This is a genomic window from Endozoicomonas sp. ALE010 (assembly GCF_049310165.1).
Taxonomy (GTDB): Bacteria; Pseudomonadota; Gammaproteobacteria; order Pseudomonadales; family Endozoicomonadaceae; genus Endozoicomonas.
Genome location: NZ_JBLYNV010000026.1, coordinates 14,196 through 39,709, shown reverse-complemented (window position 1 = coordinate 39,709; position 25,514 = coordinate 14,196). Strand labels below are relative to the sequence as shown.

Annotated in this window: 24 protein-coding genes and 1 other RNA gene; 16 read left to right on the top strand and 9 right to left on the bottom strand. The window is 50.9% G+C overall.

Going from position 1 to position 25,514, the window contains the following annotated elements; genetic code table 11:
• Window positions 1–23: 23 nt before the first annotated feature.
• Both galE and ACO6UY_RS12405 read left to right on the top strand, forming a co-directional pair.
• Window positions 24–1,043: a UDP-glucose 4-epimerase GalE gene (galE, locus tag ACO6UY_RS12410; protein WP_422490127.1), complete on the top strand. Its 1,020-nt coding sequence runs from the start codon at window positions 24–26 to the stop codon at window positions 1,041–1,043.
• 67 nt (window positions 1,044–1,110) lie between these two features.
• Window positions 1,111–2,817 (top strand): DNA ligase LigA-related protein, encoded by a 1,707-nt coding sequence (locus ACO6UY_RS12405; RefSeq protein WP_422450099.1) that lies wholly within the window; start codon window positions 1,111–1,113, stop codon window positions 2,815–2,817.
• 203 nt (window positions 2,818–3,020) lie between these two features.
• Here the strand turns inward: ACO6UY_RS12405 and ACO6UY_RS12400 are convergent, their stop codons facing one another.
• Window positions 3,021–3,512, bottom strand: coding sequence for a pilin (locus ACO6UY_RS12400; protein ID WP_422490105.1), 492 nt, complete (start codon window positions 3,510–3,512; stop codon window positions 3,021–3,023).
• Between the two features lie 342 nt (window positions 3,513–3,854).
• Here ACO6UY_RS12400 and ACO6UY_RS12395 point away from each other — a divergent pair, with 342 nt between their 5' ends.
• Entirely contained in the window at window positions 3,855–4,358 is a 504-nt protein-coding gene (locus ACO6UY_RS12395; RefSeq protein ID WP_422490103.1) for a hypothetical protein, read from the top strand.
• A 150-nt stretch (window positions 4,359–4,508) separates the two neighbouring features.
• Here ACO6UY_RS12395 and hutH read toward each other — a convergent pair whose 3' ends face one another.
• The 3 genes from hutH to hutC all read right to left on the bottom strand — a co-directional run bounded on the left by hutH (window position 4,509) and on the right by hutC (window position 8,618).
• On the bottom strand, window positions 4,509–6,041 hold the full coding sequence (hutH, locus tag ACO6UY_RS12390) for a histidine ammonia-lyase (protein ID WP_422450096.1): 1,533 nt from the start codon (window positions 6,039–6,041) through the stop codon (window positions 4,509–4,511).
• Window positions 6,034–7,767, bottom strand: coding sequence for a urocanate hydratase (gene hutU / locus ACO6UY_RS12385; RefSeq protein WP_422490125.1), 1,734 nt, complete (start codon window positions 7,765–7,767; stop codon window positions 6,034–6,036). Before hutU ends, hutH begins: the two co-directional genes overlap by 8 nt.
• Before the next feature lie 137 nt (window positions 7,768–7,904).
• Complete coding sequence (gene hutC, locus ACO6UY_RS12380; RefSeq protein WP_422450095.1) at window positions 7,905–8,618, bottom strand: histidine utilization repressor; 714 nt, start codon at window positions 8,616–8,618, stop codon at window positions 7,905–7,907.
• 157 nt (window positions 8,619–8,775) lie between these two features.
• Between hutC and ACO6UY_RS12375 the strand changes: the two genes are divergently transcribed.
• Both ACO6UY_RS12375 and hutI read left to right on the top strand, forming a co-directional pair.
• On the top strand, window positions 8,776–9,300 hold the full coding sequence (locus ACO6UY_RS12375; RefSeq protein WP_422450094.1) for an RING finger domain-containing protein: 525 nt from the start codon (window positions 8,776–8,778) through the stop codon (window positions 9,298–9,300).
• Window positions 9,301–9,484: 184 nt separating this feature from the next.
• Window positions 9,485–11,704, top strand: a complete 2,220-nt coding sequence (hutI, locus tag ACO6UY_RS12370) for an imidazolonepropionase (RefSeq protein WP_422450093.1) — start codon at window positions 9,485–9,487, stop codon at window positions 11,702–11,704.
• Window positions 11,705–11,929: 225 nt separating this feature from the next.
• Here hutI and ACO6UY_RS12365 read toward each other — a convergent pair whose 3' ends face one another.
• Entirely contained in the window at window positions 11,930–12,535 is a 606-nt protein-coding gene (locus tag ACO6UY_RS12365) for a hypothetical protein (protein ID WP_422450092.1), read from the bottom strand.
• Window positions 12,536–12,967: 432 nt separating this feature from the next.
• Here ACO6UY_RS12365 and ACO6UY_RS12360 point away from each other — a divergent pair, with 432 nt between their 5' ends.
• Entirely contained in the window at window positions 12,968–13,255 is a 288-nt protein-coding gene (locus tag ACO6UY_RS12360) for a type II toxin-antitoxin system RelB/DinJ family antitoxin (protein WP_422490101.1), read from the top strand.
• Window positions 13,255–13,551 (top strand): type II toxin-antitoxin system RelE/ParE family toxin, encoded by a 297-nt coding sequence (locus ACO6UY_RS12355; protein ID WP_422450090.1) that lies wholly within the window; start codon window positions 13,255–13,257, stop codon window positions 13,549–13,551. Before ACO6UY_RS12360 ends, ACO6UY_RS12355 begins: the two co-directional genes overlap by 1 nt.
• A 59-nt stretch (window positions 13,552–13,610) precedes the next feature.
• Here ACO6UY_RS12355 and ssrA read toward each other — a convergent pair.
• Together ssrA and smpB are read right to left on the bottom strand one after the other, a co-directional pair.
• Window positions 13,611–13,976: a transfer-messenger RNA gene (ssrA, locus tag ACO6UY_RS12350) on the bottom strand.
• A 285-nt stretch (window positions 13,977–14,261) separates the two neighbouring features.
• Window positions 14,262–14,741: an SsrA-binding protein SmpB gene (smpB, locus tag ACO6UY_RS12345; protein ID WP_101745079.1), complete on the bottom strand. Its 480-nt coding sequence runs from the start codon at window positions 14,739–14,741 to the stop codon at window positions 14,262–14,264.
• 511 nt (window positions 14,742–15,252) lie between these two features.
• On the opposite strand from smpB, the gene ACO6UY_RS12340 reads away from it, so the two are divergent.
• From ACO6UY_RS12340 to ACO6UY_RS12330, 3 genes are all read left to right on the top strand, one after another.
• On the top strand, window positions 15,253–16,611 hold the full coding sequence (locus ACO6UY_RS12340) for a sodium-dependent transporter (protein ID WP_422490099.1): 1,359 nt from the start codon (window positions 15,253–15,255) through the stop codon (window positions 16,609–16,611).
• Between the two features lie 86 nt (window positions 16,612–16,697).
• Window positions 16,698–17,129 (top strand): type II toxin-antitoxin system RatA family toxin, encoded by a 432-nt coding sequence (locus ACO6UY_RS12335; RefSeq protein WP_269675517.1) that lies wholly within the window; start codon window positions 16,698–16,700, stop codon window positions 17,127–17,129.
• Entirely contained in the window at window positions 17,122–17,448 is a 327-nt protein-coding gene (locus ACO6UY_RS12330) for an RnfH family protein (RefSeq protein ID WP_422450088.1), read from the top strand. Before ACO6UY_RS12335 ends, ACO6UY_RS12330 begins: the two co-directional genes overlap by 8 nt.
• Window positions 17,449–17,489: 41 nt before the next feature.
• Here the strand turns inward: ACO6UY_RS12330 and ACO6UY_RS12325 are convergent, their stop codons facing one another.
• The gene (locus ACO6UY_RS12325) at window positions 17,490–17,864 is read right to left on the bottom strand and encodes an outer membrane protein assembly factor BamE (RefSeq protein ID WP_101745082.1); all 375 of its coding nucleotides are present in this window, start codon (window positions 17,862–17,864) and stop codon (window positions 17,490–17,492) included.
• Window positions 17,865–17,984: 120 nt separating this feature from the next.
• Between ACO6UY_RS12325 and fur the strand changes: the two genes are divergently transcribed.
• From fur to ACO6UY_RS12310, 3 genes are all read left to right on the top strand, one after another.
• Complete coding sequence (fur, locus tag ACO6UY_RS12320; RefSeq protein WP_101745083.1) at window positions 17,985–18,395, top strand: ferric iron uptake transcriptional regulator; 411 nt, start codon at window positions 17,985–17,987, stop codon at window positions 18,393–18,395.
• 285 nt (window positions 18,396–18,680) lie between these two features.
• Window positions 18,681–18,977, top strand: a complete 297-nt coding sequence (locus tag ACO6UY_RS12315) for a DUF2158 domain-containing protein (RefSeq protein WP_422450087.1) — start codon at window positions 18,681–18,683, stop codon at window positions 18,975–18,977.
• Between the two features lie 87 nt (window positions 18,978–19,064).
• The gene (locus ACO6UY_RS12310; protein ID WP_422490097.1) at window positions 19,065–19,385 is read left to right on the top strand and encodes a DUF2158 domain-containing protein; all 321 of its coding nucleotides are present in this window, start codon (window positions 19,065–19,067) and stop codon (window positions 19,383–19,385) included.
• A 63-nt stretch (window positions 19,386–19,448) separates the two neighbouring features.
• On the opposite strand, the gene recN is transcribed toward ACO6UY_RS12310, so the two are convergent.
• Window positions 19,449–21,158 (bottom strand): DNA repair protein RecN, encoded by a 1,710-nt coding sequence (gene recN, locus ACO6UY_RS12305; protein WP_422490095.1) that lies wholly within the window; start codon window positions 21,156–21,158, stop codon window positions 19,449–19,451.
• 233 nt (window positions 21,159–21,391) lie between these two features.
• Here recN and grpE point away from each other — a divergent pair, with 233 nt between their 5' ends.
• From grpE to dnaJ, 3 genes are all read left to right on the top strand, one after another.
• Window positions 21,392–22,006, top strand: coding sequence for a nucleotide exchange factor GrpE (grpE, locus tag ACO6UY_RS12300; RefSeq protein WP_422450084.1), 615 nt, complete (start codon window positions 21,392–21,394; stop codon window positions 22,004–22,006).
• Window positions 22,007–22,211: 205 nt separating this feature from the next.
• Window positions 22,212–24,143 carry a molecular chaperone DnaK gene (gene dnaK / locus ACO6UY_RS12295; RefSeq protein ID WP_422450083.1) on the top strand — a complete coding sequence of 644 codons (1,932 nt, stop codon included), beginning with the start codon at window positions 22,212–22,214 and terminating at the stop codon, window positions 24,141–24,143.
• A 165-nt stretch (window positions 24,144–24,308) separates the two neighbouring features.
• Entirely contained in the window at window positions 24,309–25,451 is a 1,143-nt protein-coding gene (gene dnaJ / locus ACO6UY_RS12290; RefSeq protein ID WP_422450082.1) for a molecular chaperone DnaJ, read from the top strand.
• Window positions 25,452–25,514: the final 63 nt, after the last annotated feature.

Here is a 25,514-nt window from a genome sequence, read left to right as displayed (position 1 = left end):
AGGCAGCCTTGAGCAACAACACAATGAACAAAAAAATTCTGGTAACCGGGGGCGCTGGCTATATTGGCAGCCACACTTGCGTCGAACTCCTCAACGATGGTTATGAAATCATTGTTCTGGATAACCTCAGTAACAGCAGTGAGGAGTCTTTGAAGCGGGTTCAGGAAATCACTGGTAAGACACTGAAGTTTGTCAAAGGGGATATTCGCGACCATGAGCTGTTGCACTCACTGTTCAGCAACCATGAGATATCCTCTGTTATTCATTTTGCCGGTCTGAAAGCCGTTGGCGAATCCGTCTCCATGCCCCTGGCTTACTACGATAACAATGTACACGGAACACTGGTGTTGCTGGAAGCCATGAACCAGGCCAAGGTGAAAACCCTGGTGTTCAGCTCTTCTGCCACGGTGTATGGCGACCCCGCCAGCCTCCCCATCAGCGAGGACTTCCCGACCTCGGCCACCAACCCTTATGGTCGTTCGAAGTTGATGATAGAAGAAATCCTTCAGGACCTTCAGGTATCGGACAATAGCTGGCGAATTGCCTTGCTGCGCTACTTTAACCCGGTTGGTGCTCACCCTTCCGGTAGAATCGGTGAAGACCCGAATGATATTCCCAACAACCTGATGCCTTATATCTCTCAGGTTGCCATTGGCAAGCTGGACAAGCTCAGTGTCTTCGGTAACGACTACCCAACCCACGACGGAACCGGAGTCAGGGACTATATCCATGTGGTTGACCTCGCTATTGGCCATGTGCGAGCTATCGAGAAGCTGCAGAAAACTGAGGGAATCCATGCCTGGAACCTGGGGGTTGGTACAGGCTACAGCGTGCTGGAAATGGTCGCCGCTTTTGAACAGGCATCACAACAGCCAGTCCCTTACCAGATCGCCCCAAGACGCTCCGGTGATATTGCCGCCTGTTATGCCAACCCGGACAAAGCCCTGAGCGAACTGGGCTGGAAAGCGGAAAAAGGGTTGGAAGATATGGTGTCTGATAGCTGGCGCTGGCAGTCGGCGAATCCAAACGGTTATCACAGTTAACCAGCGTTGGGGCTGCTGAAAAGCTAAAAGAGGGGTACCACCCGCCTTTTCATGCTTTAATCGAAGCATGAAAAAAATAATACCGCTCCTGTTAATCTTTCTTCTACAAGCCCGGGCAGATAACTGCCCACATTGGGATCAGGGAGAAGCCACTGAGCAGATCAGCAGGCTATTGGATGAAGTGGCTTACCATGATGAACTGTATTTCAACCAGAACGCCCCGATTATCAGCGATGGTGAATACGACGACTTGCTTGCCAGACTGAAATACTGGCAAGCGTGCTTCCCTTCCATTGCAACAGAGAAATCCCTTAACCAAACGCCTCACAATAAATACACAATTCACCATCAGGCTCCAATGGGCAGCTTGAAGAAAGCGCAGTCTGCAGAAGAAGTAAAACGCTTTTTACAGCGAATCGCTGACAGTGGTGTTTTGGTACAGCCGAAGATTGATGGCGTTGCGGTGGAGCTGGTCTATAAAAACAGACGGTTAATCCAGGCTTCCACCCGGGGAAATGGCGAAGTTGGAGTCGATATCCTCCATCATATCCGGCAGATGCCATTGATCCCAAAAACACTGGGTAATGATGAAAAAAACCAACTCATTCTTCATGGAGAGCTATTCACTCGGCTTGATATAATTGCTCCATCAATTCTTAAGCAGTATGCCAGTGCCCGACACCTGGTTGCCGGTCAGCTCAATCGGTCTGATCCAGAAACGGAAGCCGTAAAAGCCTTTGATTTTTTCCCATGGCAGTGGGTAAACAGCCCGTTTAATAGCGGTTTACAGTCAATAACCGCTTTAGCGAACATGGGCTTTCCTCTGACCCTGGAGCATACCCACAAACCAACATCCTACCCTGAAATCAAACAGCGCCTTGAGCACTACGCAACCATCAACAAACCCGTTTTTTTAATGGATGGAATTGTGATTAAGGCCGACAGCAAAACTTTCAAAAAGCAGCTGGGCTGGACAGGTGATACTCCAGCCTGGGCCATGGCATGGAAGTTTCCACCAGCAACCACCACATCAAATGTGGAGGCGATTGAATTTACCATTGGGCGAACCGGCAATATCACACCCGTGGTTCATATTAAGCCCGTACTGTTCAAAAACAGAACCCTCTCAACCCTTTCACTGGGCACTGTTCAGAATCTGGAAAAGAAAGCGATTGCCGTGGGGGATCAAATCAGTATCAAGCTCAAAGGGAGTGCCATACCGGTCTTTGGTAAGGTGTTGTTTCGTCCGGCAAACAGGGTAAGCCCGGAACTCCCGGATACAAGCCGTTATACGCCCTTTACCTGCCTCTCTATGGCACCGGGTTGTGAACAACAGTTTATCGCTCGCCTGGTATGGCTAACCGGTAAGCAGGGGCTTGATCTTGCAGCGATCAGCAAGCCAGCCATTCATCAATGGGGTCAAACGGGAACCATCCAGACACTGGTGGACATTCTGCAGCTGACACCCCATTCACTGCAATCGGCAGGGATGCATCCGCAGGATATCCAGCAATATCTCGAATCCATTCGACGACCAAAAAGCCTGGAGCAAGAGATCCGTGCGCTGAGCATTCCAGGCATCGGGAAAACCAATGCCCGCGAGTTGGCTGGGTGTATCACGGGTTTACGAGGATTGTTATCCCGGCAGATTTCAGACAAGTGCCCAACGATTGGCAGTAAACGGATGGAAGATTTACAGGACTATGTGAACAGGAAGCAAGTTAGAGAGTTGATTGAGTTTCTGGTTGAGCCTGGTAGTGGGAAAACCGGGTAAATACACAGTCTACCCCCAAGAGTCTCGTTCCTATGCTCTGCGTGGGAATGCATACCAGAGCTGGCCGAATGTTCAGCCATTGTTTTTATAGAGTTTGTGGTGAATTGCTTTCAAGCCTTGGGGCTTGTTTGAGAGCGGGAGCTACTGGTATTTGCGGTTGGCATTCCCACGCAGAGCGTGGGAAAGAAGCAACGAGGCAAGGGTTAACCTCCAAAAGTACCGTCAGATTTACCGCTCCATTGCTTGGACTTCGTGACAGCATCTGTACCACAAAGATTATTTGCCGTTGTATCTCCACCATTTTGGCAAGACATCTTCCAGTTACCACCGGTAGCATCCGATTGGAAAATCAGAGTTTGAGCACCAAATGAACTCCCTGGCGTCACTATCAGCTCTGCATAAGTATTGTCTATGTATGTACCAATGGACACTCTGGTGCCATCCACCGTGGGTACACCGCTACCAGCAGCTCCAGGTTGACAGGATTGAATGGTAGCTGTCTGTGCGCAAATCGCTACAGCTGTCTGAAATGCTTTCACTTCGCTCAGTGCTGCCTGAGCCGTTGAGTTCCTGGTATACGCTTGATACTGTGGAATCGCTACCGATGCCAAAATACCAATGATCGCCACAACGATCATCAATTCAATCAGGGTAAAACCCGACATCTTACGGATTTCCGACATCCTTGTTTTCATATTTTTTTCCTCGACCAATGAGTTTTTTGACAGCGCGCTGAAGTCCATTGCTCAATCTGTCGGCACCGTCCTGCAGCCCTTTAAACAGGATAGTTAAGTGCAGTAATGGTGCAGGGCTACCCACTCACAAACCCGGTGGCAGCAAAACCCTGTAAGTCGTTTTGCCAACAGGGCAAACTCACCATAAATACGACATATCCCGTTGATTAGAATAATAAAACCACTAAACCCGACTTCTTATAGAGTGAAACCATCCATACCGCTTATCGTGCAGTACCCCCAGCCACACTTCTTTTGACAGATCAGCTACTTTTTTTTGCCATTCGTCCGATAGCCAAAGTAATGACGGTACTTATTCAAGAACGGTTCAAAAAGGCAGGCATGGCTATGCAAAATAAAACCCTGGTAAATAACCAATTAGGCTCATGGCTGGCACGGATTGGTATTGCATTCATCATTGCTCTGTCAGCCTTTATCACTGGCTTTATCAGTCTGCAGTTCTTTTATCAGAAGAAAGTTGACAGCTATTTCTCGAATCTGGATATCAACAGTCTCTCGACCGATAAGTCAGCTTTGATTATCCGAACCAAAGATCACTGGATTACCACCACCGGCCAGCACCGGGAAACCTACAAGCCGCTATTAGCGAAAGAGCTGGGCAATTATAAAAGTCATCAATATGTTGGCTGGTTTTCCAGTTTTAGCGACTGGCTGGGCAGCAATGACGGGCTACCATTTACGCTGCTTTATGAAGTTGAGTATGAGCATGGCGTAAGCGAAGAAACTTTTCTCTTCAAGGGGCTGTTGTCAACAAAGCTTGTTGCAAGACAGGTAAGGATTAATTAACTATTCATATGTGTTTTGACAAGTTCCAGAACAAAAATTCCAAAATAGATATGGATAGCGCACATTGGTTTCGTGCACAGGTCGATCCCCGAAGGGAGCCGACTCGTGAATGAGTTAACCAGATGTTGAGCATTTAGCCACCTGCATAAACTAAGAGTGACTTGGCAGCAGCTCTGCTGGCATATAAACGCTTAACTCACCACTGGCCACCAGCTCCGATGCCTTCTGGATATCAGGAAAGAAATACCGGTCCTGATCATAGAACGGTATATCCTTTCTCACTGTTTTCATCACCCGCTGCAACGTTTCCGAGGTTTTGCAGGGTTTCCTCATATCCACTCCCTGTGCCGCCGCCAGCAATTCGATACCCACAATAGACGCCGTATTACTGTTCATCTCCCGTAAACGACGGGCACCATAAGTTGCCATGGAGACATGGTCTTCCTGGTTGGCAGAAGTGGGCAGACTATCGGCAACCGAAGGATGGCAGAGGCAACGATTTTCACTGGCCAGGGCAGCCGCCGTGTTATGGGCAATCATAAAGCCGGAATTGACGCCACTGTTCTTCACCAGAAATGGCGGCAATCCGCTCAGGTGTTGATCCACCAGCAACGCAATGCGGCGTTCACTGATGGCACCGATTTCGGCAATGGCCAGAGCCAGTGCTTCGGCAGCCATGCCGGTTGGCTCGGCGTGAAAGTTGCCACCGGAAAGTATTTCATTCTGCTCAGCAAAGACCAGGGGATTATCGGTAACACCATTGGCTTCCACTGCCAGCAGACCCGCGGCATAACGCATCTGTTCCAGGCAGGCTCCCATCACCTGAGGCTGGCATCTCAGTGAGTAGGGATCCTGAACCTTGTCACAATCTATGTGTGCCTGCTCAATGTCACTGTGATCCAGCATGGTACGGTAGGCATGAGCAATATCAATTTGCCCTTGCAACCCCCGCGCCTCGTGAATGCGCGGGTCAAAAGGACGACGGCTGGCCATGGCGGCTTCAATGGAGAGGCTCCCGGCGATGATGGCTGATGCCATTAAATCTTCCGCACCAAACAGTCCCTGCAAGGCAAAGGCCGTACTGGCCTGGGTACCATTCAACAGTGCCAGTCCTTCCTTCGGTGCCAGCTTCATGGGCTCCATACCGGCGTAGGTCAGGGCTTCCATGGCCGTCAACTGCTGACCATCCACCAGGGCATGCCCCTCACCCAGCAATAAACAGCTCATATGAGCCAGCGGCGCAAGATCACCACTGGCCCCTACGGACCCCTTCTCGGGGACACAGGGGTAAACCTCCAGGTTAATCAGTTGAATCAGTGCTTCAATCAATTCCAGCCTCACTCCCGACAATCCCCGGGCAAGGCTGTTGATTTTTAATACCATCATCAGGCGGACAGTGCTTTCATCCATAAACTGTCCAACACCTGTCGAATGCGAAAGCACAATGCTCCTTTGCAAATCCTCCAACTCCTGATCCGGAATCCGGGTATTGGCCAGCAGACCAAAACCGGTATTGATACCATACACAACCCGATTTTCTGCCAGCGCATGATTCACGCAGGCCACACTTTTATGAATGGCTTCATAACAGTCCGAGCCCAGCTTGATCTGAACCTCGTGACGACTAACCCTGTGCAGGTCACTCAGCGATAATTTTCCGGGGGAAATCACTAACTCATTCATACCTTTGCCCTCCCGACTGCATGGGCAGGTCCAGACCATTGTCCTGTGCGCACTCACGGGCAATGTCATACCCTGCATCGGCATGGCGCATGACTCCGGTTCCCGGGTCATTCCACAGCACTCTGCCCAGTTTTTTCCGGGCTTCTTCGGTACCATCAGCGACAATCACCACACCGGAATGTTGGCTGTAACCAATCCCTACACCACCACCATGATGGAGACTCACCCAGGTTGCCCCCGAGGCAGTGTTCAACAGGGCATTCAGCAAAGGCCAGTCAGAGACGGCGTCACTGCCATCCTGCATCCCTTCGGTTTCCCGGTTAGGGCTGGCAACCGAGCCGGAATCCAGATGATCACGACCAATCACTACTGGCGCACTCAGCTCACCACTGGCCACCATATCGTTAAAGGCCTGCCCAAGGCGGGCCCGGTCTTGCAAACCCACCCAGCAGATTCGGGCTGGCAGACCCTGGAAAGCGATGCGCTCTCTGGCCATATCCAGCCAGTTATGAAGGTGTGCATCGTCGGGAATCAGCTCTTTGACTTTCTGGTCAGTCTTGTAGATATCTTCAGGGTCACCGGACAGGGCTGCCCAGCGGAAAGGACCAATACCCTGGCAAAAGAGTGGACGAATATAAGCAGGCACAAAACCGGGGAAGTCAAACGCGTTTTCAACCCCAACCTCTTTCGCCATCTGTCTTATATTGTTGCCGTAATCAACAGTTGCCGCCCCCCGCTTTTGCAGCTCCAGCATGGCCCTCACCTGCACAGCCATAGATTCTCGTGCAGCACGGGTAACAGCCGTTTCATCCGCCTGACGACGTTCGCAGGCCTGTGCCAACGTCCACCCTTTGGGTAAATAACCATTCAATGGGTCATGGGCAGATGTCTGATCTGTCACCACATCCGGCGTAATATTGCGTTCAACCAGCTCGGGGAATATATCCGCCGCATTCGCCAGCAAGCCCACCGAAATCGCCTTGCCTGCCAATTTGGCCTGTTCAATCATCGCCAGTGCTTCATCCAGCGTCGCCGCTTTTTTATCCAGGTAACGGGTTTTCAGGCGAAAGTCGATTCGGGACTCATCCACTTCACAGGCCAGCATGGAAAAACCGGCCATGGTCGCCGCCAGAGGCTGCGCGCCCCCCATGCCGCCAAGGCCACCGGTGAGAATCCACTTGCCCGAAGCATCCCCCTGGAAGTGGGTTTTGGCCATGGCCACAAAGGTTTCGTAGGTACCCTGCACAATGCCCTGGGAACCAATGTAGATCCATGAGCCTGCGGTCATCTGGCCATACATCATCAGCCCTTGTTTATCCAACTCATGGAAGTACTCCCAGTTTGCCCAATAAGGCACAATGTTCGAGTTGGCAATCAACACCCGGGGAGCACCGGGGTGGGTCTTGAATACCCCGACCGGTTTTCCGGACTGAACCAGCAATGTTTCATCGGTTTGCAGACGTTGCAGAGTGGCCACTATCTGGTCGTAGCAAGCCCAATCCCGGGCAGCCCGGCCAATACCGCCATAAACCACCAGCTGTTCAGGATGCTCTGCCACCTCCGGATCCAGATTATTCATCAACATACGCAGAGGGGCTTCTACCTGCCAGCTGCTGGTATTCAGCTCAGAACCTCTGGGAGCCCGAATGATTCGGTCCGGATCAAATCGCTGATGGCCTTTACTGCCGGTTTTAACAACGGGTTCTTTACCACCGGCTATAAGCATCTTCTCCTGTTCACTTGCCATATTCACCGTCCTCTACGTTACGCTGCTTTATTGTGGAACTGTCACCTGCACAATCGTTGTTATTGCCCCGGAAGGCTGTCGGTGTTACTCCTGTGATCCGACTTGTCGGCAGGTCATCAGGAAAACTGTAAATGGTCTCCCAGGCGGTATCGGTCACCGGGGTGCATCAGCCTGGCCAGACTGACGACACCGTGCCGACACCAGCTTCTTCTCGTGATTCTCAGACAGGGAGCACCGGCTTCCATAGCCAGAGCTTCGGCCACTTCTTTTGAAGGCAATACTGCTTCAACGACATGTGTCGCTTCTGTAAGCGCTGCAACCCCGGTCAGATAAACATTGGGCGTTTCCCTTGAAAAATCCTGTTTCAGGTAATCCGGAGCAAACCGCGGGTTAATATGACGTTCTTCCCATTGCAGTGGCAGGCCATTTTCGTAGTGAATAATAATGGAATGAAAAACGCTCGCTGACTCCGGTAACTCAAGGGAAACCGCAATGGCCTCGGACGCCTGTTCTTCAGACAGAAGCAATACCCGGTTGCTGTAACCATGCCCTCGCCCCCTGATCTCGTCGGCAATATTTTTTACCGTCAGTATTGACGATTGTGGCTCGATAGGAGCCACAAACGTACCCAACCCTTGCTGGCGCATCAGTACGCCCGATGCCGTCAGCTCCTGCAGCGCCTTCCTGGCGGTCATCCGACTTACCGAAAATTGCTGGCAGAGCTCATTCTCAGAAGGCACCTTGCGGGATTCTGTCCACTCACCGCACTCAATCTTGTCAAGAATATAGTGCTTAATCTGCTGATAACGGGGTAACAGGCTCTGATTCATAATTTATTTGTGCCAATTGGAGCTTTTCAGACGTTCCGGCGATCCCGGGGATCCTGAGTTTGATTATATTATCTTATTGTATATAGTTGTATATACAATAAGATAATGCAAATTGTACGATTTCGCTAAAAAATTCAAGGATTTTCTCGAGGTTAGAGTGAACAACGTTACCAGTGATCAGTGCAGTATTTGTCTGGGAGAATATGATGATGTTCCCACACACTATCGGGCTTTAATGAGTTGTGGACATACTTTTGGACGCTCATGCATCGTCCAGTGGGGAGAGCGAAAACTGAACTGCCCTTTATGCCGACATGCATATTTTCCCTTTGAAGTAGACAGGGCAGGTGACTGGAGCATTATAGACAGGGTATTGTCTCGTCGGAGTATTGTCGCAATTTCTTTATCGACGTTATTTGCTTATAACTCGATTACCTTCGAGGACAATGCCAGAATACTTTCACTGGCTATGGAGTTACGCTCCTTCTTTTCCTTTGCAAAATTTCTTGATCTGTTGATCGGAGTCGCTTTTATCCGACCCAACAACAATAACCCCGTTGACTTCCCCAGAATGGCCAGTGAGTTGTTGAGGCAGGAAGTGGACGCTATTCTTGCCCTGATTGTGGAAGTACTCCTTGGCATTGCACTTGGTAATATGATCGCCGCCTTACTCAGAAGATAATTTCACACGGCTCTTTTCCCAAGAATGGATATGGGAACCGATTACTTCATTAATCGAGTATCGTTTGAACTTTTCTGGCAAGTATTTATTTTGACGTTCATGCATTATCTAAAGGAGACAACAAATGCTGATTACTCCTGAAGCTGTGGCTCATCATTCAGTCAACCAATAACGGCCTAACACCATGAACAACAGTAACGCTGATCCATCACTGACCGCCTGTGACCTATTCATTCGGAATATTCACCTTGCCACCATGGACCCGGCCCGCACTGCCACCTGCCCCTATCACAGCGTCAGCCAGGGTGCCGTGCTGGTGCAGGACGGCAAGATTGCCTGGGCAGGAGCAGAGTCAGAATTACCGCCAGGTAGCAATGCGAAAGAGACCATCGATGGACAAGGACACTGGCTAACACCCGGCCTGATCGACTGCCACACCCACCTGGTCTATGCCGGCGACCGCTCCAGAGAGTTTGAACAGCGGCTTGAAGGCGTCAGCTATGAAACCATCGCCAAACAGGGAGGTGGCATTCTCTCCACCGTCAAAGCCACCCGGGCAGCCACGGTTGAAGAACTGGTTGACGACTCCCGCCCACGACTTGAGGCATTACTGGCTGAAGGGGTGACCACACTGGAAATCAAATCCGGCTACGGCCTGGATACGGAAACCGAAACCAAAATGCTCCGGGCCGCAAGTCTGTTGGCCAGTGAGTACCCTGTCACTGTCGTTCGAACTTTTCTGGGTGCCCACGCTTTGCCGCCGGAATACAAAAACCGGGCTGACGATTACATTGAACACGTTTGCACTGAAATGATGCCTGCGGTGGCCAGAGAACAGTTGGCCGATGCCGTGGATGTGTTCTGTGAAAACATTGCTTTTTCACCGGAACAGACTGAACGGGTATTTAAAGCAGCCAAAGCCCATGGGATGAACATCAAACTCCATGGCGAGCAACTCTCTGACAGCGGCGGCACCCAACTGGCGGTAAAATATCAGGCGCTATCCGTGGACCATCTGGAATACCTCAGCCAGTCCGGTATTGAAGCGTTAAAAAACAGCAACACGGTAGCCACTCTGTTGCCGGGAGCCTTCTACTTTCTTCGGGAAACCAAGTTGCCACCTATTGAAGCATTAAGAAAAGCTGGCGTTCCCATTGCCATTGCTAGCGATCTGAACCCTGGTACCTCCCCTTTCGCATCTATACGACTGATGATGAATATGGCCTGTACCCTGTTTCGTATGACGCCTTCCGAGGCACTGGCCGGTTGTACCCGCCATGCGGCACAGGCACTGGGTCTGCAAGAAAAAACTGGCCGAATCAGAGCAGGACTGGATGCCGACCTGTTACTCTGGCCTGTCAGCCATCCAGCCTCTCTGGTGGCCGGGCTCACGGGCATCTCCCCTTCCCTGATCATAAAAAGTGGCCAAATTGTGCAATCAACCATCTCCAGAAACCCACCATTCTCCTGGTCTGGCCGCATCGATCAGGAAACCGATCCACAGGCTGCACAGCGCTGGCACCAGAAAGTTCGCCCTTATGCACCGGGGGGCGAACCAGGAGCTGCTTTACTGGGGTTTGAGTCTGATGAAGGCGTCCGGAGAAATCAGGGCCGACCCGGGGCCGCCAAAGGGCCCGACCATATTCGACAGGCACTGACCAACCTTCCCTGGAATCGCACTGCCCCGGTTTGGGATGCAGGCAACCTTCACTGCCATGGCACCAACCTTGAACAGGCACAACAGGACTATGCCGGGCAGATGTGCCAACTATTAGACAATGATCAATTAGTGATTGGTTTGGGAGGAGGCCATGAAATTGGCTGGGCTTCTTACCAGGGACTGATGATGCATCTGGAAAAACAGAGGCAGGGTAAAGACCCGATCAATGTCGGCATTATCAATTTTGATGCCCACTTTGACCTCCGTTTACCCGAAGCGGGTCCCAGCTCAGGAACGCCATTCTGGCAGGCTTCTGAATACGCCCGAGAGCACCGTATCCCGTTTAACTACCTTTGTTTTGGCATCAGTGCAAGCAGTAACACTCAGGCGCTTTTTAATCGAGCTGATCAGCTGGGTGTCGCCTATCGACTCGATAAAGAAATGACACTGCTGAACCTGCCATCGTTACAGCAAGATCTCCAACAGTTTATCGACCGGGTGGATCATATTTATCTGACCATCGACATTGACGCCTTCCCTGCCGCCCTGGCCCCCGGCGTCAGCGCACCCGCTGCCAGAGGCATTCCACCGGAGGTTGTCGAACCTTTGCTGGATATCATCAAACATTGCGGCAAGCTGAAACTCTTTGATATCGCTGAAACCTGCCCGAAACATGATATCGATGCACACACGGCCCGACTGGCAGCACGGTTAATTCATCAGCTGGCTGGACAAACCCGGTAGATTATTCAGAATGCATCAGCAAACCATATATACGCTCATCAGGGGATTGAGGAAAATTAAAAAAATGGTTCGAGGTATGTAAAATACCGCTCCTTTTTGCAATTGCTCGGTCAGCGGATCAAGGTTCTCAGCGAAGTATTCCAGCGTGTCGTTCAATCATCTGGTTTCTTCGGTAAATACTGTTCTCAGTCTTAGCGTTTTACAGGCAGATTGATTGTCATTTTATCAGAGCTCAAGCAATGAACCCTGGACAGCATCACCGCTTTGATCTGCCCTCTCACCGTCAATCAACAGCTCCCCTTCCTGGTCACCCTGCCCATCCAGAACACGGTAGAGCAGAGAATAAGCGACCCGCCATTGTCTTTCAGCCACCTGCAGGGAGACTGATTTAGTATTCAGACGAAGGACATGACCAAAATGTTCTTCCCCATGCTTATCTTTAAAACCCAGCAGATCTCCCACAGCAATGGCATGGCGACTCAGGCCTTGTTGAGCTTCATGATTAACGCGGGCATCGGCACCTTCAAGATTGAGCATGTAGTAGGGCACCGTCCAGCGTTTGCCATCAGAAAAATCCAGTACCAGTGCCCGCTTTTGCCTAAGCTGCAACACCTCGCAGTCACGCAGCGAGTTGCTGTTTCGATCAAAGTAGCTCAGCTTTTGTCCAACGGTCAGCGCCGCCTTGATCCGGCCAATACGCTCTGACGACTCTAGCTCACGATCAATCATGGCATTCAGCCGGAACAGATCAAAGGTGCTGGCCTGATTCAGGGCTTCCAGCAATTGGGCATAATCCATGGTTGGTTTGGCGGGGGAGTTACTGTTATTCATTAGTAGTCAGTACCATGATTTAGTTATGGATGTTTGATCCCAAAGGCAGAACAAATTGATGGCCGGTTACCGGTGCCTCAACCACTGCCCGTGGTTGGTTTTCTTTGCATAGCATTCATAGCATTGTTGCATTTATGCCGACGTCTGGTCACAGGCTTTTCGTCTGTCCAGCATTATAGTCATAAGTCGAAGACCAGCGAGTTTTGCAGAGAGTTCGCCTGCCTTTCAACCCCTATCAGGAATACATCGACTAATCGACTAAATAAGCCCTTATTTTTTCTGCATATAATTTTTGAATTTCCAAACGAGGGGCGTTTGAGGGGCTAATTGGATTTACCGTGTTCCATGCTGATATAGCCAAATCACCTAACTCGTTTTTTGTGAGCCTCTCTACATTGTGCTAACATTTGTACACACAGCAATAAGGGAACCATGATGGAAACAAGAATACAATTTCGAGTCGATGAGGAAACAAAACGCCTGGCTCAAAAAATGGCTGAAAGTCAGGGGCGCACTATCAGTGATGCATGCCGGGAGTTTACGGAGCAACTGGCCGAACAACAGCGCAAGTTATCCTCCCACGATCAATGGCTAACCCAACAAGTCAACCAGGCATTTGAGAAACTGGACTCTGGAGCAGCGGATTTTGTTGAACACGATAAAGCCAAAGACGAGATGGCTAAGCGCAAAGCAAAAATTCGCAACAGAGGCAGTCAGTGATGGTTTTATGGGAAGAAGAGTCTCTGAATGATCGGGAAAAGATCTTTGAGTTTCTTTATGATTTTAATCCTGAAGCCGCAGAAAAGACTGATCTGATCATTGAAACGAAAGTTGAAAACTTATTAGAACAACCGCTTATGGGGGTTCAGCGTGAAGGCATCCGTGGCAGATTGCTGATCATTCCGGAAGTATCCATGATTGTTTCATACTGGGTGGATGGGAAAGATATTCGTGTAATGCGAGTTCTTCATCAGAAACAAAAATTCCCAAAAAAGAAAAAGGGCGTAAACTTTTGAATTTACGCCCTTTAATCTGCCTGACTCTGCCTGTGTCGGCCTGAGTCAGTTTTGGTGGTTGGTGGAGGCGGCGGGACTTGAACCCGCGTCCGCCAGCTCTACGCCTTCGGCTCTACATGCTTAGTTTCCGTTATTAAGTTAACGCAGAACGACCCAACGGTCAGGGTGACACTGCGCGATCCTGTGGATTTAACCCACCGGTTCCAGGAAGACCGATGTGGCGATTCTATTTTCGGTAACGATCAATTTCCACCCAACAGACAAGACAGAGTGATCGGGAGAAAGCTGTTATTAGGCAGCCATTGCTCCGTTGAAGCTATTATCGTTAGCAACTATACGTTTGTAGCGTTTTGATTTACGAGAGCCGCTACGCCCTCGACATGCACCTTGGGTTTCGTAACCGTCGTCGAATCCTGATCGCCCCCAGTAACAAAACTCTGTCGTATTTATGCCAAAAGTGGATAGCAAATGCAACTGTGTTTAGTACATAAGTATTTTTACACTGCAAAAAATACCATTGTCGTTAAATTTTCCTGAGAAAGACTATAGGCACCTTCTGTATGAAGTACTGAGCCGGGAAACCCATCGCCAGCTGTTTTTATTCACTGTACAGGCACTGCTCAGAAACAAGTCCCGAATTCAATAGCCAGGTGAATTGCATTAAGAAAAAGGAGTAAGCGGCACACAGTGAAACCGTGTGCCGGGGGTTATCAGCCGCGGTGCATAACCCGCTGCTTTTCAATATTCCACTCACGCTCTTTAGTGGCTGCACGCTTATCAAACTCTTTTTTACCCCGGGCAAGGGCAATCTGGCATTTGATCAGATGGCCTTTCCAGTAGAGTTTGGTGGCGATGCAGGCGTGGCCTTTTTGCTGGGTTACCGAGAACAGGTTAGCCAGTTCTCTGCGGTGCAGCAGCAGTTTACGGTCACGCAGAGGGTCTGCCACAACATGGGTGGACGCGGTGATCAGCGGTGTGATCTGGGCACCAATCAACCAGGCTTCGCCATCTTTGAGCAGGACGTAACTGTCCACCAGCTGGACTTTGCCCTGCCGGAGGCTTTTCACTTCCCAACCGGCGAGGGAAATGCCTGCTTCGAAAGTCTCGTCGATATGAAAATCGTGACGGGCTTTCTTGTTGACGACGATGGATGAGTCGCCCTGTTTGCCTTTCTTTGAACTTTTTGCCATGGCGCGGATTATAGGAGCAGCTAAATGTAAAGTCACTAATTCTGCGGGATCCGGACGGGTTTCGACAATAGCACCGGATCAACGAAGGTTTAGCATAGTGAATATTTCTGCATTTAATAACCTTAATATTCAAAAAACTCTATTTTAACCAATTAGACGGAAAAAACGGTTGAGATGAAGTGCCTGACCGGTACAATAGCGACCAACCTGTGTGATCTTCTCCGCTCTTCCATCAGCATGCTGTTTCATCTGAGGTAGTCTTTATAGCTGATTGTTCGGCTTGGAGGTTTACCGGGATTGTGTTGTTCCCGTGAAAATCTCGCGTGGCAATTGTTCAAGAAGCAAGAAGCCGTCTGAAATGCAGCGTTGCTGTTCTGGTTTTTGACAACCGGCCTTATGGATAAAGATGGTCGCAGCTGTATCTTATCCATAAGAATTATTCTGTGTTGTTAGACCTCACCTGCCTTTCAAACAGCCTCTGAGTAAAATAATTCGACTCATTGGGGAACCCATGTCCGGACAAAATCCAACGACATCGAAAAAAACCTGGGCCAACCGCTGGACCTTCCTGCTGGCCGCCGCCGGCTCTGCCATCGGCCTGGGTAATATCTGGAAATTTCCATACATCGCCGGGCAATATGGCGGTGGTGCCTTCGTTATGCTTTATCTGCTGTGCATCGCCGTTATGGGTGTACCTCTATTGATGGCAGAAACGGCCATTGGCCGTCATACCCGCCTGAGCCCCCTGAATGCCATTCGCAAGCTGACCAGTGACCTGGGGGCCAGTAAACTGTGGGGCATTATCGGCTGGATGGGTATGCTGGCGGGCTTCCTGATTCTCTCTTTCTACAGTGTCATCGCTGGCTGGTCCCTTTCTTATGCCTGGGACATTGTGATCGGGGCCTTCAGCGGCATGAACACCGATCAGGTGGGTGATGCTTTTGGTGGGCTGGTGTCATCGGCACCACGTCAGATCTTCTGGCACACCGTCTTTATGGTGATCACCCTGGTGATTACCGCCCGAGGTATCCATAAAGGTCTTGAGAAAGGCCTGCAGGTGATGATGCCCGCCCTGTTCGCCTTGCTGCTGATCATGCTGGGCTACAGCATGCTGGAAACCGGACAGTTTATGCGCGGTTTTGACTTTATGTTCTCCGTGGATTTCTCCAAAGTTACCGGTGAAGCGTTTGTTGCTGCTTTGGGTCAGGCGTTCTTTACCCTGAGTCTGGGCATGTGCTGCCTGATGGCTTACGGCGCTTATATGCCCGCCAATAACTCCATTCCAAGAACCGCCATTAACGTTGCCGCTCTGGATACCCTGATGGCAATTATCTCCGGCCTGATTGTCTTCCCGATCGTATTTGCCTATGGTCTGGAGCCCTCTGCCGGACCCGGCCTGCTGTTTGTCTCCCTGACGGCCGCCTTTGTGCACATGCCGATGGGTGAGCTGTTTGGCTTCCTGTTCTTTGTTCTGGTGGGTATTGCTGCGCTGAGTTCGGCTATCTCCCTGGTTGAACCGGCACTGGCCTGGCTGATCGAGCGCACACCACTGAGCCGTACCGTCGCGACGGTGATTCTCTGTGCTGCCATCTGGTTTGTTGGCCTGGGCACCGTGTTCTCCATGAGTGGTGACCTGACCTTCACGCTGTTCGGGAAGAACTTCTTCGACCTGCTGGATTACTTCACCAGCAATATCCTGCTGCCTGTGGGTGGTCTGCTGGTCTCCATCTTCGCTGGCTGGATAATGAAGCGTTCAACCTTGGTGCATGAGCTGGGCCTGAGCGTGGGAGTATTCAACCTGTGGCGTGCCATGATCCGTGTGATCGTGCCGCTGTGTGTATTGACGGTGTTGATTACCGCGCTGTTCTAGATCTCAACAGCCCCTGACACTGTCTATTAATCCAAGGGCCGGAATAGGTTATTCTATCCGGCCTTTTTTTATGAAAGGCGCTTTGTATGCCAAGGATTTCCCGTTCCGCACTGGTCATGTATTCCGCTGAACAGATGTATGATCTGGTCAGCGATATTGAGTCGTATGCAGAATTTCTGCCGGGGTGTGCCGGTGGTCGTATTGACCGTCAGGAAGGCGCACAGTTGGAAGCCACCCTGGAAGTTGGCAAGGCCGGATTGCATCATAGCTTTTCCACAAGGAACCAAATGATTCCCGGGAGGTCTATTGAGATGCAACTGCTGGAAGGGCCATTTAAACACTTATCCGGTATCTGGACATTTCAGCCCCTGGCTGAGGATGGCTGCAAGGTTTCCCTTGAGCTGGAGTTTGAGATGAGCAATAAACTGACTCAGGCAACACTGGGTGGTCTGATTGGCCACATGATGAATGCCATGGTCGATGCCTTTGGCAAAAGAGCGAAGCAGATTTATGGCTAAGATGTTAATGGATGAACCCACTATCCACGTAGAAGTGGCCTATGCAAGAGCCCATGAGCAGAAGATTATCGCGCTGCAGGTCAAAGAGGGAACTACAGTTCTGGAAGCAGCCAGGAAATCGGGCATCGTTGATTACTTTCCGGAGATTAATCTGGCCGAGGCGAAACTGGGCATCTTTGGCAAGGCCGTGTTAAAGCCCGCAGAACAGCTACTTAAAGAAGGCGAACGGGTTGAGATTTACCGCCCCTTGATTGCCGACCCGAAAGAGGTTCGCAAACGCAGGGCTGAACAGGCGAAACAGAAGAATTCTGTACAGTAATAACTGAGGATGATGTTCTTCAGGAGTGGTATCAGCAGTGATTACTGCTGATTACTACCAGGTACCAGGTCACCTTGAATGGAATGGAGTTGATCGTTTACGAAAAACAGCGTAACCGTCTTCTGCTCACGGCTCTTACCACCGGGCTGCAAGCTGTAGATGTAATCCCAGCGATTGCTGTTAAACGTATCCTCGATCAATGGCGTACCCATGACATACTGGACCTGGGCTCGGGTCATGCCCGGACGGAGCTGGTCAACCATCTCCCGGGTAATGACATTTCCCTGCTGAATATCAATTTTATAGGCACCGGGGAAACTGATAAGCTTCGAACCACTGTCCGTGGAGCTGGCGCACCCTGTCAGAAGGGTGGCTGAGAAAAGTGCGGCGGCCAGGGCGATCGTGGTTTTTGGCATCGGTTTCAGACTTCCACTATCTTGCTCAAAAATGACTAGCAGCCTGCTCGCAGAGCAAAATGAAAAAGCTGCACGAAAATGTGATAATAGCAGGATTATCTTGCAAAGGGTTAGGGAAACGTGTTGGAAAATCAAGAGTTACGCAAAGCAGGACTAAAAGTCACCCTGCCTCGTGTGAAGATTCTGCAGATCCTTGAAGGTGCCGAAGAGAAGCATATGTCGGCGGAAGATGTCTACAAGGCTCTGCTTGAAGCTGAAGAGGATGTGGGTTTGGCCACCGTCTACCGGGTACTGACCCAGTTTGAGAGTGCCGGTTTAGTGGTTCGCCATAACTTTGATGGCGGTCATTCCGTGTTTGAGCTCGCCCGCGGGGGGCACCATGATCATATGGTTTGCATGGAGAGCGGAGACGTTATCGAGTTTATTGACGAAGAAATCGAGAAACGTCAGTACGCTATTGCTGAAAAGCACGGCTTTGAAATTGTGGATCACAATCTGGTGATCTATGTACGTCCAAAGAAGAAAAAATAAGCAGCATTAAAAAAGAAAAAAACAAGAGTTAACCTCTAACCTGTGAGATCACTTGCCCCCTCTGCTTCTGCCGAGGGGGAATTCATTTTTTCTTCAATTGGTTAGTGAAATTAATCAGAACGGATAGATCAACATTCGTTTCGTAATTGATCCCTTGATTTTTGTGCCAAACCAGATAGTTAAACGTAACTATCCAATCAAAAACTCCGTCAAGAGCAAAACGATGGAACTAACATAATAAAAAAATGTCTATATAAAGACTTTCAATCAAAAGGAATCAAACAAATGGAAATAAGAGCCAGAATCGGTCAACTTGTCCGCTTACGAGCCGGTGGTCCCGTACTGTGTGTTACGTGCGAATACCCTATGGCTGATGGATCTTATAGCTATACCTGCCAGTGGTTTGAAGATGACAGACTGAGAGATTACACCTTTCCAATCGTAGCCCTTGAACCTGTGGAAGGTGAGTTTGAAGCCAGTATTAAGGGTCAGCCCGGCACCGAAGTGGAAATAGAAGCAGAAGCAGAAGTAGATACAGAAGCGGAAGCAGAAGAGGGCGATAAGGGTAAAAACTATCACTAATACTCATTCAAGAATAAACGATGGAACTAATATGATTAAACAATGTCTATTAAAAAAACTATCAAACTTGCATAAGGATTCAAAGATATGGAAATAAGAGCAAAAATCGGTCAACTCGTCCGCCTGAGAGCCGGTGGCCCAGTACTTTGCGTTACCTATGAATACCCGATGGAGGATGGTACTTATAGTTACTGCTGCGAGTGGTTCGAATATGAAAAACTCAGACACTCAACCTTTCCAATCGTAGCCCTTGAGCCCGTGGAAGGTGATTTTGAAATTGATATTGAGGTTCAGCTCGACCCTGAAGCAAAGACAAAGGCTGATGCAGAGACAGAACCAGAATCAGAATCAGAATCAGATAATGAAGCAGACAAAAAAGGTGGCAAACCAGGTAAAAATTTTCATTAACTCCGCCACATCCAAACCTGTGAGGTTGCTTTAATTCATTTAAAGCAACTTTATCGGAAGCATTTATACGGCTTGCACCTGAGCCTGAAACAGCATCTCCTGGGCATGACTCAATGTTGGTGCAGTCAGCTCAACGCCCCCCAGCATTCGGGCAATTTCGTGTACGCGATGTTCACCATCCAGCTTGAGAATACGGGTGCTGGAAGCCTTACGACTGACTTTCTTACTGACGTGCAGATGCTGATGGGCCTGGGATGCCACCTGGGGCTGATGGGTAACACACAGCACCTGCCCTTTTTTACCCACTTCTCTCAACATACTGCCCACGATTTCTGCTGTGCCGCCACCGATACCAACATCTACCTCATCAAAAACCAGCGTTGGCGTTGACGCGGTTTGCGCAATAATTACCTGAATGGCCAGACTGATTCGGGAAAGCTCTCCACCGGAAGCCACTTTGGCCAGGGCGCGCGGAGGTTGCCCCGGGTTGGTGGTCACCAGGAACTCGATGGATTCAAAGCCTTGAGAGGCAACCGTGCGATCAGGAATGTCTGTTAGCTCGACACAGAACTTACCTTTGGGCATACCCAGCAAGGCAATGCGTTCAGACACCTGTTTTTCCAGTTTTCGCGCGGCGGCCCTGCGTCTGGCAGACAGTTTTTCGGCTAACTGATTGTGTTTTTTCTGCAGCTGTTCCAGGGACAGTTCCAGGTCGGCGACCTGTTCATCATGACACTGAACTTTTTCCAGCTCTTCGCTGATCTGTTGTTGTTTCTCCAGCAACGCTTCTGGCTGGATACGGTGTTTGCGGGCCAGATCAAAAATAGCACTGAGCCGGTCTTCGATTTCCCGGGCCCTTTGTGGATCGGCATCAAAGTGATCAATAAAATGATTCAGCTCGCCAACCGCTTCCTCCACCTGAATCTGCGCGGATGACAGCATCTCCAGAGAGTTATTGATGGCGGCATGCGCAACCTGCAGTTCACTGAGGCGGTGCAGGCAGAAAGAGAGCTGCTGCAGCAAATTATCACCATCATCACTGGTACAAACCCGGGTAATCTGATGGCAGGCCGATAAGGTTGCACCGGCCTGGGATTGCTGGCGATGCTCCTGCTCCAACTGCTCAACCTCCCCGGGCTGAAGGTTTAACTGCTCCAACTCATGCAACTGATAACTCAGCAGTTGAACCCGCTCTTCCCGGTCCTGCTGATCGGACAATAAAGCATGCAATTGCGCAGAGGTCTGGCGGTAATCTGCGGCCATATCCGCTACTTCCCGGGACAGCGCCAGCGAGCCGGAAAACTCATCCAGCAGCTCAGCGTGATTGCTCTTTTTCAACAGTGATTGGTGGGCATGCTGACTGTGAATATCGATTAACAACTCCCCCAGCCCCTTCAACTCGGCCAGTGTGACCGGGATACCATTGATATAGCCCCGGGAGCGACCTTCACGGGTCACCACCCGGCGCAAAATACATTCGTTCGCCGAGGATTCGGAACCGCCAGCATGCTCACTGTCATAATCTCGCTCCTGCAACCACTCTATTGCGGCAGGTATGCGTTGAAGGTCAAAGCAGGCGCGGATATCGGCCCGATCAGCACCATCACGCACACAGTCGCTGCCCGCCCGCCCCCCCAGGGCCAGCCCGAGGGCATCCAGCATAATGGATTTACCGGCACCCGTTTCCCCGGTGATGGCGGTCATCCCGGGATTGATGTCCAAGTTAAGGTGGTCAACGATGGCATAGTTGCTGATGGAAATTTGGTTCAGCATGGCAGCTCTCACGATCCCAATTGCATATCGGGTTACTGTTTATTTATACAGTAAACTTAAAACCCGAATTGGTAAAGCAAATTTCCCCTTGAATAAGCTGCCATGAACCCCATATTAGGCTATCACTTAATATTTACTTTTGCCGGGGCCCTACGGAAGCACTACGGCCCATAACACGAAGACACGTTCCAGCCAGCATTTCAGGCTGGATTGACATCCGGAGAAACGTTGGAATGACTGTAGAAAACACCAAAGCAGAAGATCAGGCCGAGCAACCTGAAGCCAACGAAACTGAAATTTCTGCTGACGCTGAGGCAGCCGTTGACCCGATTCTGGAAGAGGCGGCTGATTCAGAAGATCAAGCCGAAGAGCAGGCCAACGACGATAGCGCCAGACGAATCGAAGAACTCGAAGAGCAGCTAGCCCAGGCTAAAGACCAGGCGCTGCGCGCTCATGCCGAAGCCATGAACACCAAGCGCCGCGCAGAGCAGGACGTTGAAAAAGCCCACAAATTTGCCCTGGAGAAGTTCGTCAACGAACTGATCCCTGTGGTTGAGAGCCTGGAAAAAGGTATTGAAAGCGCAGAACAGGGTGAAGGTCAGCACGAGACCATGCTCGAAGGCATGCGCCTGACCCACAAGCAGCTGCTGGATGCCCTGGCAAAATTCAGTGTTGAGCAGGTTAACCCTGAAGGCCAGCCGTTCGACCCGAACTTCCATCAGGCCATCTCCATGGTGCCCAACCCGGATATGGAACCCAACACCGTGATGAATGTCTTCCAAAAAGGCTACACACTGCACGGTCGTGTTATCCGTCCGGCCATGGTGGTGGTTTCCAAAGCGGCTTAACCAAAGAGGGGCTCCGGGAGGCTGATCGAGAATCTTGCAAGAGCCCCTTGAAAAAGCAAAGACCGCTCCCATATAGCAAACCAAGATCGTGGTAATCACCACCTAAACGCTGTTTCACCAGACTCAACATCGGTTGAAAGCATTGGGCAGCGAACAAAGATTTCAAAGTTTTCCGCCCTGATTATGGGCAATGGAGAGACTCAAAATGAGTAAAGGCAGAATCATTGGTATTGACCTGGGTACCACCAACTCCTGTGTGGCGATCCTGGACGGCGATAAATCCAAAGTCATCGAAAACGCTGAAGGCGCACGTACCACCCCTTCCATCATCGCCTACACCGACGACGGTGAGATTCTGGTAGGCCAGCCAGCCAAGCGCCAGGCGGTTACCAACCCCGACAACACCCTGTTCGCCATCAAGCGTCTGATCGGCCGTCGCTTTAAAGACGACGTCGTTCAAAAAGACATCAAGATGGTTCCGTACAAAATCATCGAAGCGGACAACGGCGATGCATGGGTTGAGGTTAAAAGTGACAAGAAAGCACCGCCTCAGATCTCTGCCGAAATCCTGAAGAAGATGAAGAAAACCGCTGAAGACTATCTGGGCGAGTCAGTAACTGAAGCGGTTATTACCGTTCCTGCCTACTTCAACGATTCCCAGCGTCAGGCTACCAAAGACGCAGGCCGTATCGCGGGTCTGGAGGTCAAGCGGATCATCAACGAGCCAACCGCTGCGGCGCTGGCTTACGGCATGGACAAGAAAAAAGGCGACCAGACCATCGCCGTTTATGACCTGGGTGGCGGTACTTTCGACGTATCCATCATCGAGATCGCTGACGTAGATGGCGAGCACCAGTTTGAAGTACTGGCCACCAACGGTGACACCTTCCTGGGTGGTGAAGACTTCGACCTGCGCCTGATCGAATACCTTGCCGACGAATTCAAAAAAGACCAGGGCATCGACCTGAAAGGCGACCCACTGGCCATGCAGCGTCTGAAAGAAGCCGCTGAGAAAGCCAAGATTGAACTGTCTTCTACTCAGCAGACAGACGTCAACCTGCCTTACATCACTGCCGATGCCACCGGTCCCAAGCACCTGAACGTTAAAGTCAGCCGTGCCAAGCTGGAATCCCTGGTAGAAGACCTGGTTGCCCGTTCTCTGGAGCCATGCCGCATCGCGGTCAAGGACTCTGACCTGGACCTGTCTGACATCGACGAAGTTATCCTGGTGGGTGGTCAGACCCGTATGCCACTGGTTCAGCAGAAAGTGGCCGAGTTCTTTGGTAAAGAGCCTCGCAAGGACGTTAACCCTGACGAAGCGGTGGCCATGGGTGCTTCCATCCAGGCTGCGGTTCTGGCCGGTGACGTCAAAGACGTTCTGCTGCTGGACGTTACTCCGCTGACCCTGGGTATCGAAACCATGGGCGGCGTAATGACGCCACTGATCGAAAAGAACACCACCATCCCGACCAAAAAGTCCCAGGTGTTCTCTACGGCCGACGACAACCAGGGCGCAGTCACCATTCACGTGTTGCAAGGTGAGCGCAAGCAGGCGACTCACAACAAGTCCCTTGGCCGTTTCGACCTGGCAGACATTCCGCCAGCACCTCGCGGCATGCCACAGATCGAAGTCAGCTTCGACCTGGATGCCAACGGTATTTTGAATGTTTCGGCAAAAGACAAGGCAACTGGCAAAGAACAGTCTATTGTGATCAAGGCATCTTCCGGTCTGTCGGACGAAGAGATCGATCAAATGGTCAAGGATGCTGAAGCCAACGCAGCAGACGACAAGAAGTTCGAAGAGCTGGCGGCGGCCCGTAACCAGGCTGACAGTCTGGCGCACGCAACCCGCAAGACGCTGGAAGAAGCCGGTGACAAGGCCACTGAAGAAGAGAAGGCGGCCATCACCAAGGCGATCGAAGACGTTGAAGCCGCGGTCAAAGGTGACGATAAGGAAGAGATCGAAGCCAAGACCAAGGCACTGTCTGAAGCCTCTGCCGGTCTGGCCCAGAAGATGTATGCTGAAGCTCAGCAGCAGGGCGAAGCCCAGGCTGATGCCGGTGCCGACCAAAAGGCGGATGCAGCTGACGACGCCGTTGACGCTGAGTTTGAAGAAGTAAAAGATGACAAGAAGTAAGACCAACTCGATCATCAATGACTGATGATAAGGTCACAACGCGGGATTCATTCCCGCGTTGTCGTATATATCAAAATGATGGCTTTGTCAGACTTGACCATGAATCCAGTTAGCTCTGTGTTTTCATGCTCGACTGGTGAATGCAGGTAGCTCAGGGTTTTTCTGATGTCAAAACGCGACTACTACGAAGTGCTGGGTGTAGAAAGGAGCGCTTCAGACAAGGACATAAAAAAGGCCTATCGTCGTATGGCCATGAAATATCACCCCGACCGTAACCCGGGTGATAAAGCAGCGGAAGAGAGCTTCAAGGAAATCAACGAAGCCTTTGAAATTCTTTCCGACAGCGAGAAAAAAGCGGCCTACGATCAGTACGGCCACGCCGGTGTTGACCCGAACATGGGTGGCATGGGCGGTGCTGGCGGTTTTGCCGGTGGTAATTTCGGCGATATTTTCGGCGATGTCTTTGGTGACATTTTCGGTGCTGGCGGTGGTCGCAGCCGCAGTTCCGTCCAGCGTGGTGCCGATCTCCGCTATCAACTGGAACTCAGCCTTGAAGAAGCCGTTCGCGGCGTTAGCAAGAAAATCCGTATTCCGACACTGGTGAGCTGTAACGGGTGTGATGGCTCCGGTGCGAAAAAAGGCACTCAGCCTGTCAGCTGTACCACCTGTGGCGGTATTGGTCAGGTGCGTATGCAGCAGGGCTTTTTCTCTGTGCAGCAAACCTGCCCTGACTGTCGCGGCACAGGCAAGATGATTAAGGACCCCTGTAACGTCTGTCACGGTGAAGGCCGCGTTCAGGAATACAAGACCCTCTCCGTCAAGATTCCTCCCGGTGTTGATACCGGCGACCGTATCCGTCTGGCCGGTGAAGGCGAAGCGGGTGTCAATGGTGGACCAGCCGGAGACCTGTACGTTCAGGTCAGTGTTGCTGATCATCCGATCTTCCAGCGTGACGGCAAACACCTCTACTGTGAAGTACCCATCACATTTGTCGATGCCGCACTGGGCGGTGAACTGGAAGTCCCCACCCTGGAAGGCCGGGTGAAGCTGAAGATTCCAGCGGAAACCCAGACGGGTAAACTGTTCCGTCTGCGTGGCAAGGGTGTTGTCCCGGTCCGTGGTGGCAGTGCCGGAGATCTGATGTGCCGGGTTGTGGTTGAGACTCCAGTGAAACTGACGGAGCGTCAGAAAGAGTTGCTCAAGGAGCTGGATGACACCTTCAAAAAAGAAGGTGCCGGTCACCAGTCGCCTAAAAAGCAATCCTTCTTTGATGGCGTCAAGAAGTTCTTTGACGATATGACTTCCTGATCCCCCCCTCAAAAGGCCTCTGTTATCAGGGGCTTCCATTAAATGGTTGCGTTACTGCTGTTT

Bases quoted from the DNA above. Each gene is read 5' to 3' on its own strand.
- ACO6UY_RS12335 (WP_269675517.1), top strand. From the start codon at position 16,698: ATGCCAAGGATTTCCCGTTCCGCACTGGTCATGTATTCCGCTGAACAG.
- ACO6UY_RS12395 (WP_422490103.1), top strand. From the start codon at position 3,855: ATGACGGTACTTATTCAAGAACGGTTCAAAAAGGCAGGCATGGCTATG.
- ACO6UY_RS12315 (WP_422450087.1), top strand. From the start codon at position 18,681: ATGGAAATAAGAGCCAGAATCGGTCAACTTGTCCGCTTACGAGCCGGT.
- dnaK (WP_422450083.1), top strand. From the start codon at position 22,212: ATGAGTAAAGGCAGAATCATTGGTATTGACCTGGGTACCACCAACTCC.
- hutU (WP_422490125.1), bottom strand. From the start codon at position 7,767: ATGCTTATAGCCGGTGGTAAAGAACCCGTTGTTAAAACCGGCAGTAAA.
- hutI (WP_422450093.1), top strand. From the start codon at position 9,485: ATGAACAACAGTAACGCTGATCCATCACTGACCGCCTGTGACCTATTC.
- ACO6UY_RS12330 (WP_422450088.1), top strand. From the start codon at position 17,122: ATGGCTAAGATGTTAATGGATGAACCCACTATCCACGTAGAAGTGGCC.
- ACO6UY_RS12365 (WP_422450092.1), bottom strand. From the start codon at position 12,535: ATGAATAACAGTAACTCCCCCGCCAAACCAACCATGGATTATGCCCAA.
- grpE (WP_422450084.1), top strand. From the start codon at position 21,392: ATGACTGTAGAAAACACCAAAGCAGAAGATCAGGCCGAGCAACCTGAA.
- recN (WP_422490095.1), bottom strand. From the start codon at position 21,158: ATGCTGAACCAAATTTCCATCAGCAACTATGCCATCGTTGACCACCTT.
- ACO6UY_RS12340 (WP_422490099.1), top strand. From the start codon at position 15,253: ATGTCCGGACAAAATCCAACGACATCGAAAAAAACCTGGGCCAACCGC.
- ACO6UY_RS12405 (WP_422450099.1), top strand. From the start codon at position 1,111: ATGAAAAAAATAATACCGCTCCTGTTAATCTTTCTTCTACAAGCCCGG.
- ACO6UY_RS12325 (WP_101745082.1), bottom strand. From the start codon at position 17,864: ATGCCAAAAACCACGATCGCCCTGGCCGCCGCACTTTTCTCAGCCACC.
- hutH (WP_422450096.1), bottom strand. From the start codon at position 6,041: ATGAATGAGTTAGTGATTTCCCCCGGAAAATTATCGCTGAGTGACCTG.
- dnaJ (WP_422450082.1), top strand. From the start codon at position 24,309: ATGTCAAAACGCGACTACTACGAAGTGCTGGGTGTAGAAAGGAGCGCT.
- hutC (WP_422450095.1), bottom strand. From the start codon at position 8,618: ATGAATCAGAGCCTGTTACCCCGTTATCAGCAGATTAAGCACTATATT.
- ACO6UY_RS12355 (WP_422450090.1), top strand. From the start codon at position 13,255: ATGGTTTTATGGGAAGAAGAGTCTCTGAATGATCGGGAAAAGATCTTT.
- ACO6UY_RS12400 (WP_422490105.1), bottom strand. From the start codon at position 3,512: ATGAAAACAAGGATGTCGGAAATCCGTAAGATGTCGGGTTTTACCCTG.
- galE (WP_422490127.1), top strand. From the start codon at position 24: ATGAACAAAAAAATTCTGGTAACCGGGGGCGCTGGCTATATTGGCAGC.
- ACO6UY_RS12310 (WP_422490097.1), top strand. From the start codon at position 19,065: ATGGAAATAAGAGCAAAAATCGGTCAACTCGTCCGCCTGAGAGCCGGT.
- smpB (WP_101745079.1), bottom strand. From the start codon at position 14,741: ATGGCAAAAAGTTCAAAGAAAGGCAAACAGGGCGACTCATCCATCGTC.
- ACO6UY_RS12360 (WP_422490101.1), top strand. From the start codon at position 12,968: ATGATGGAAACAAGAATACAATTTCGAGTCGATGAGGAAACAAAACGC.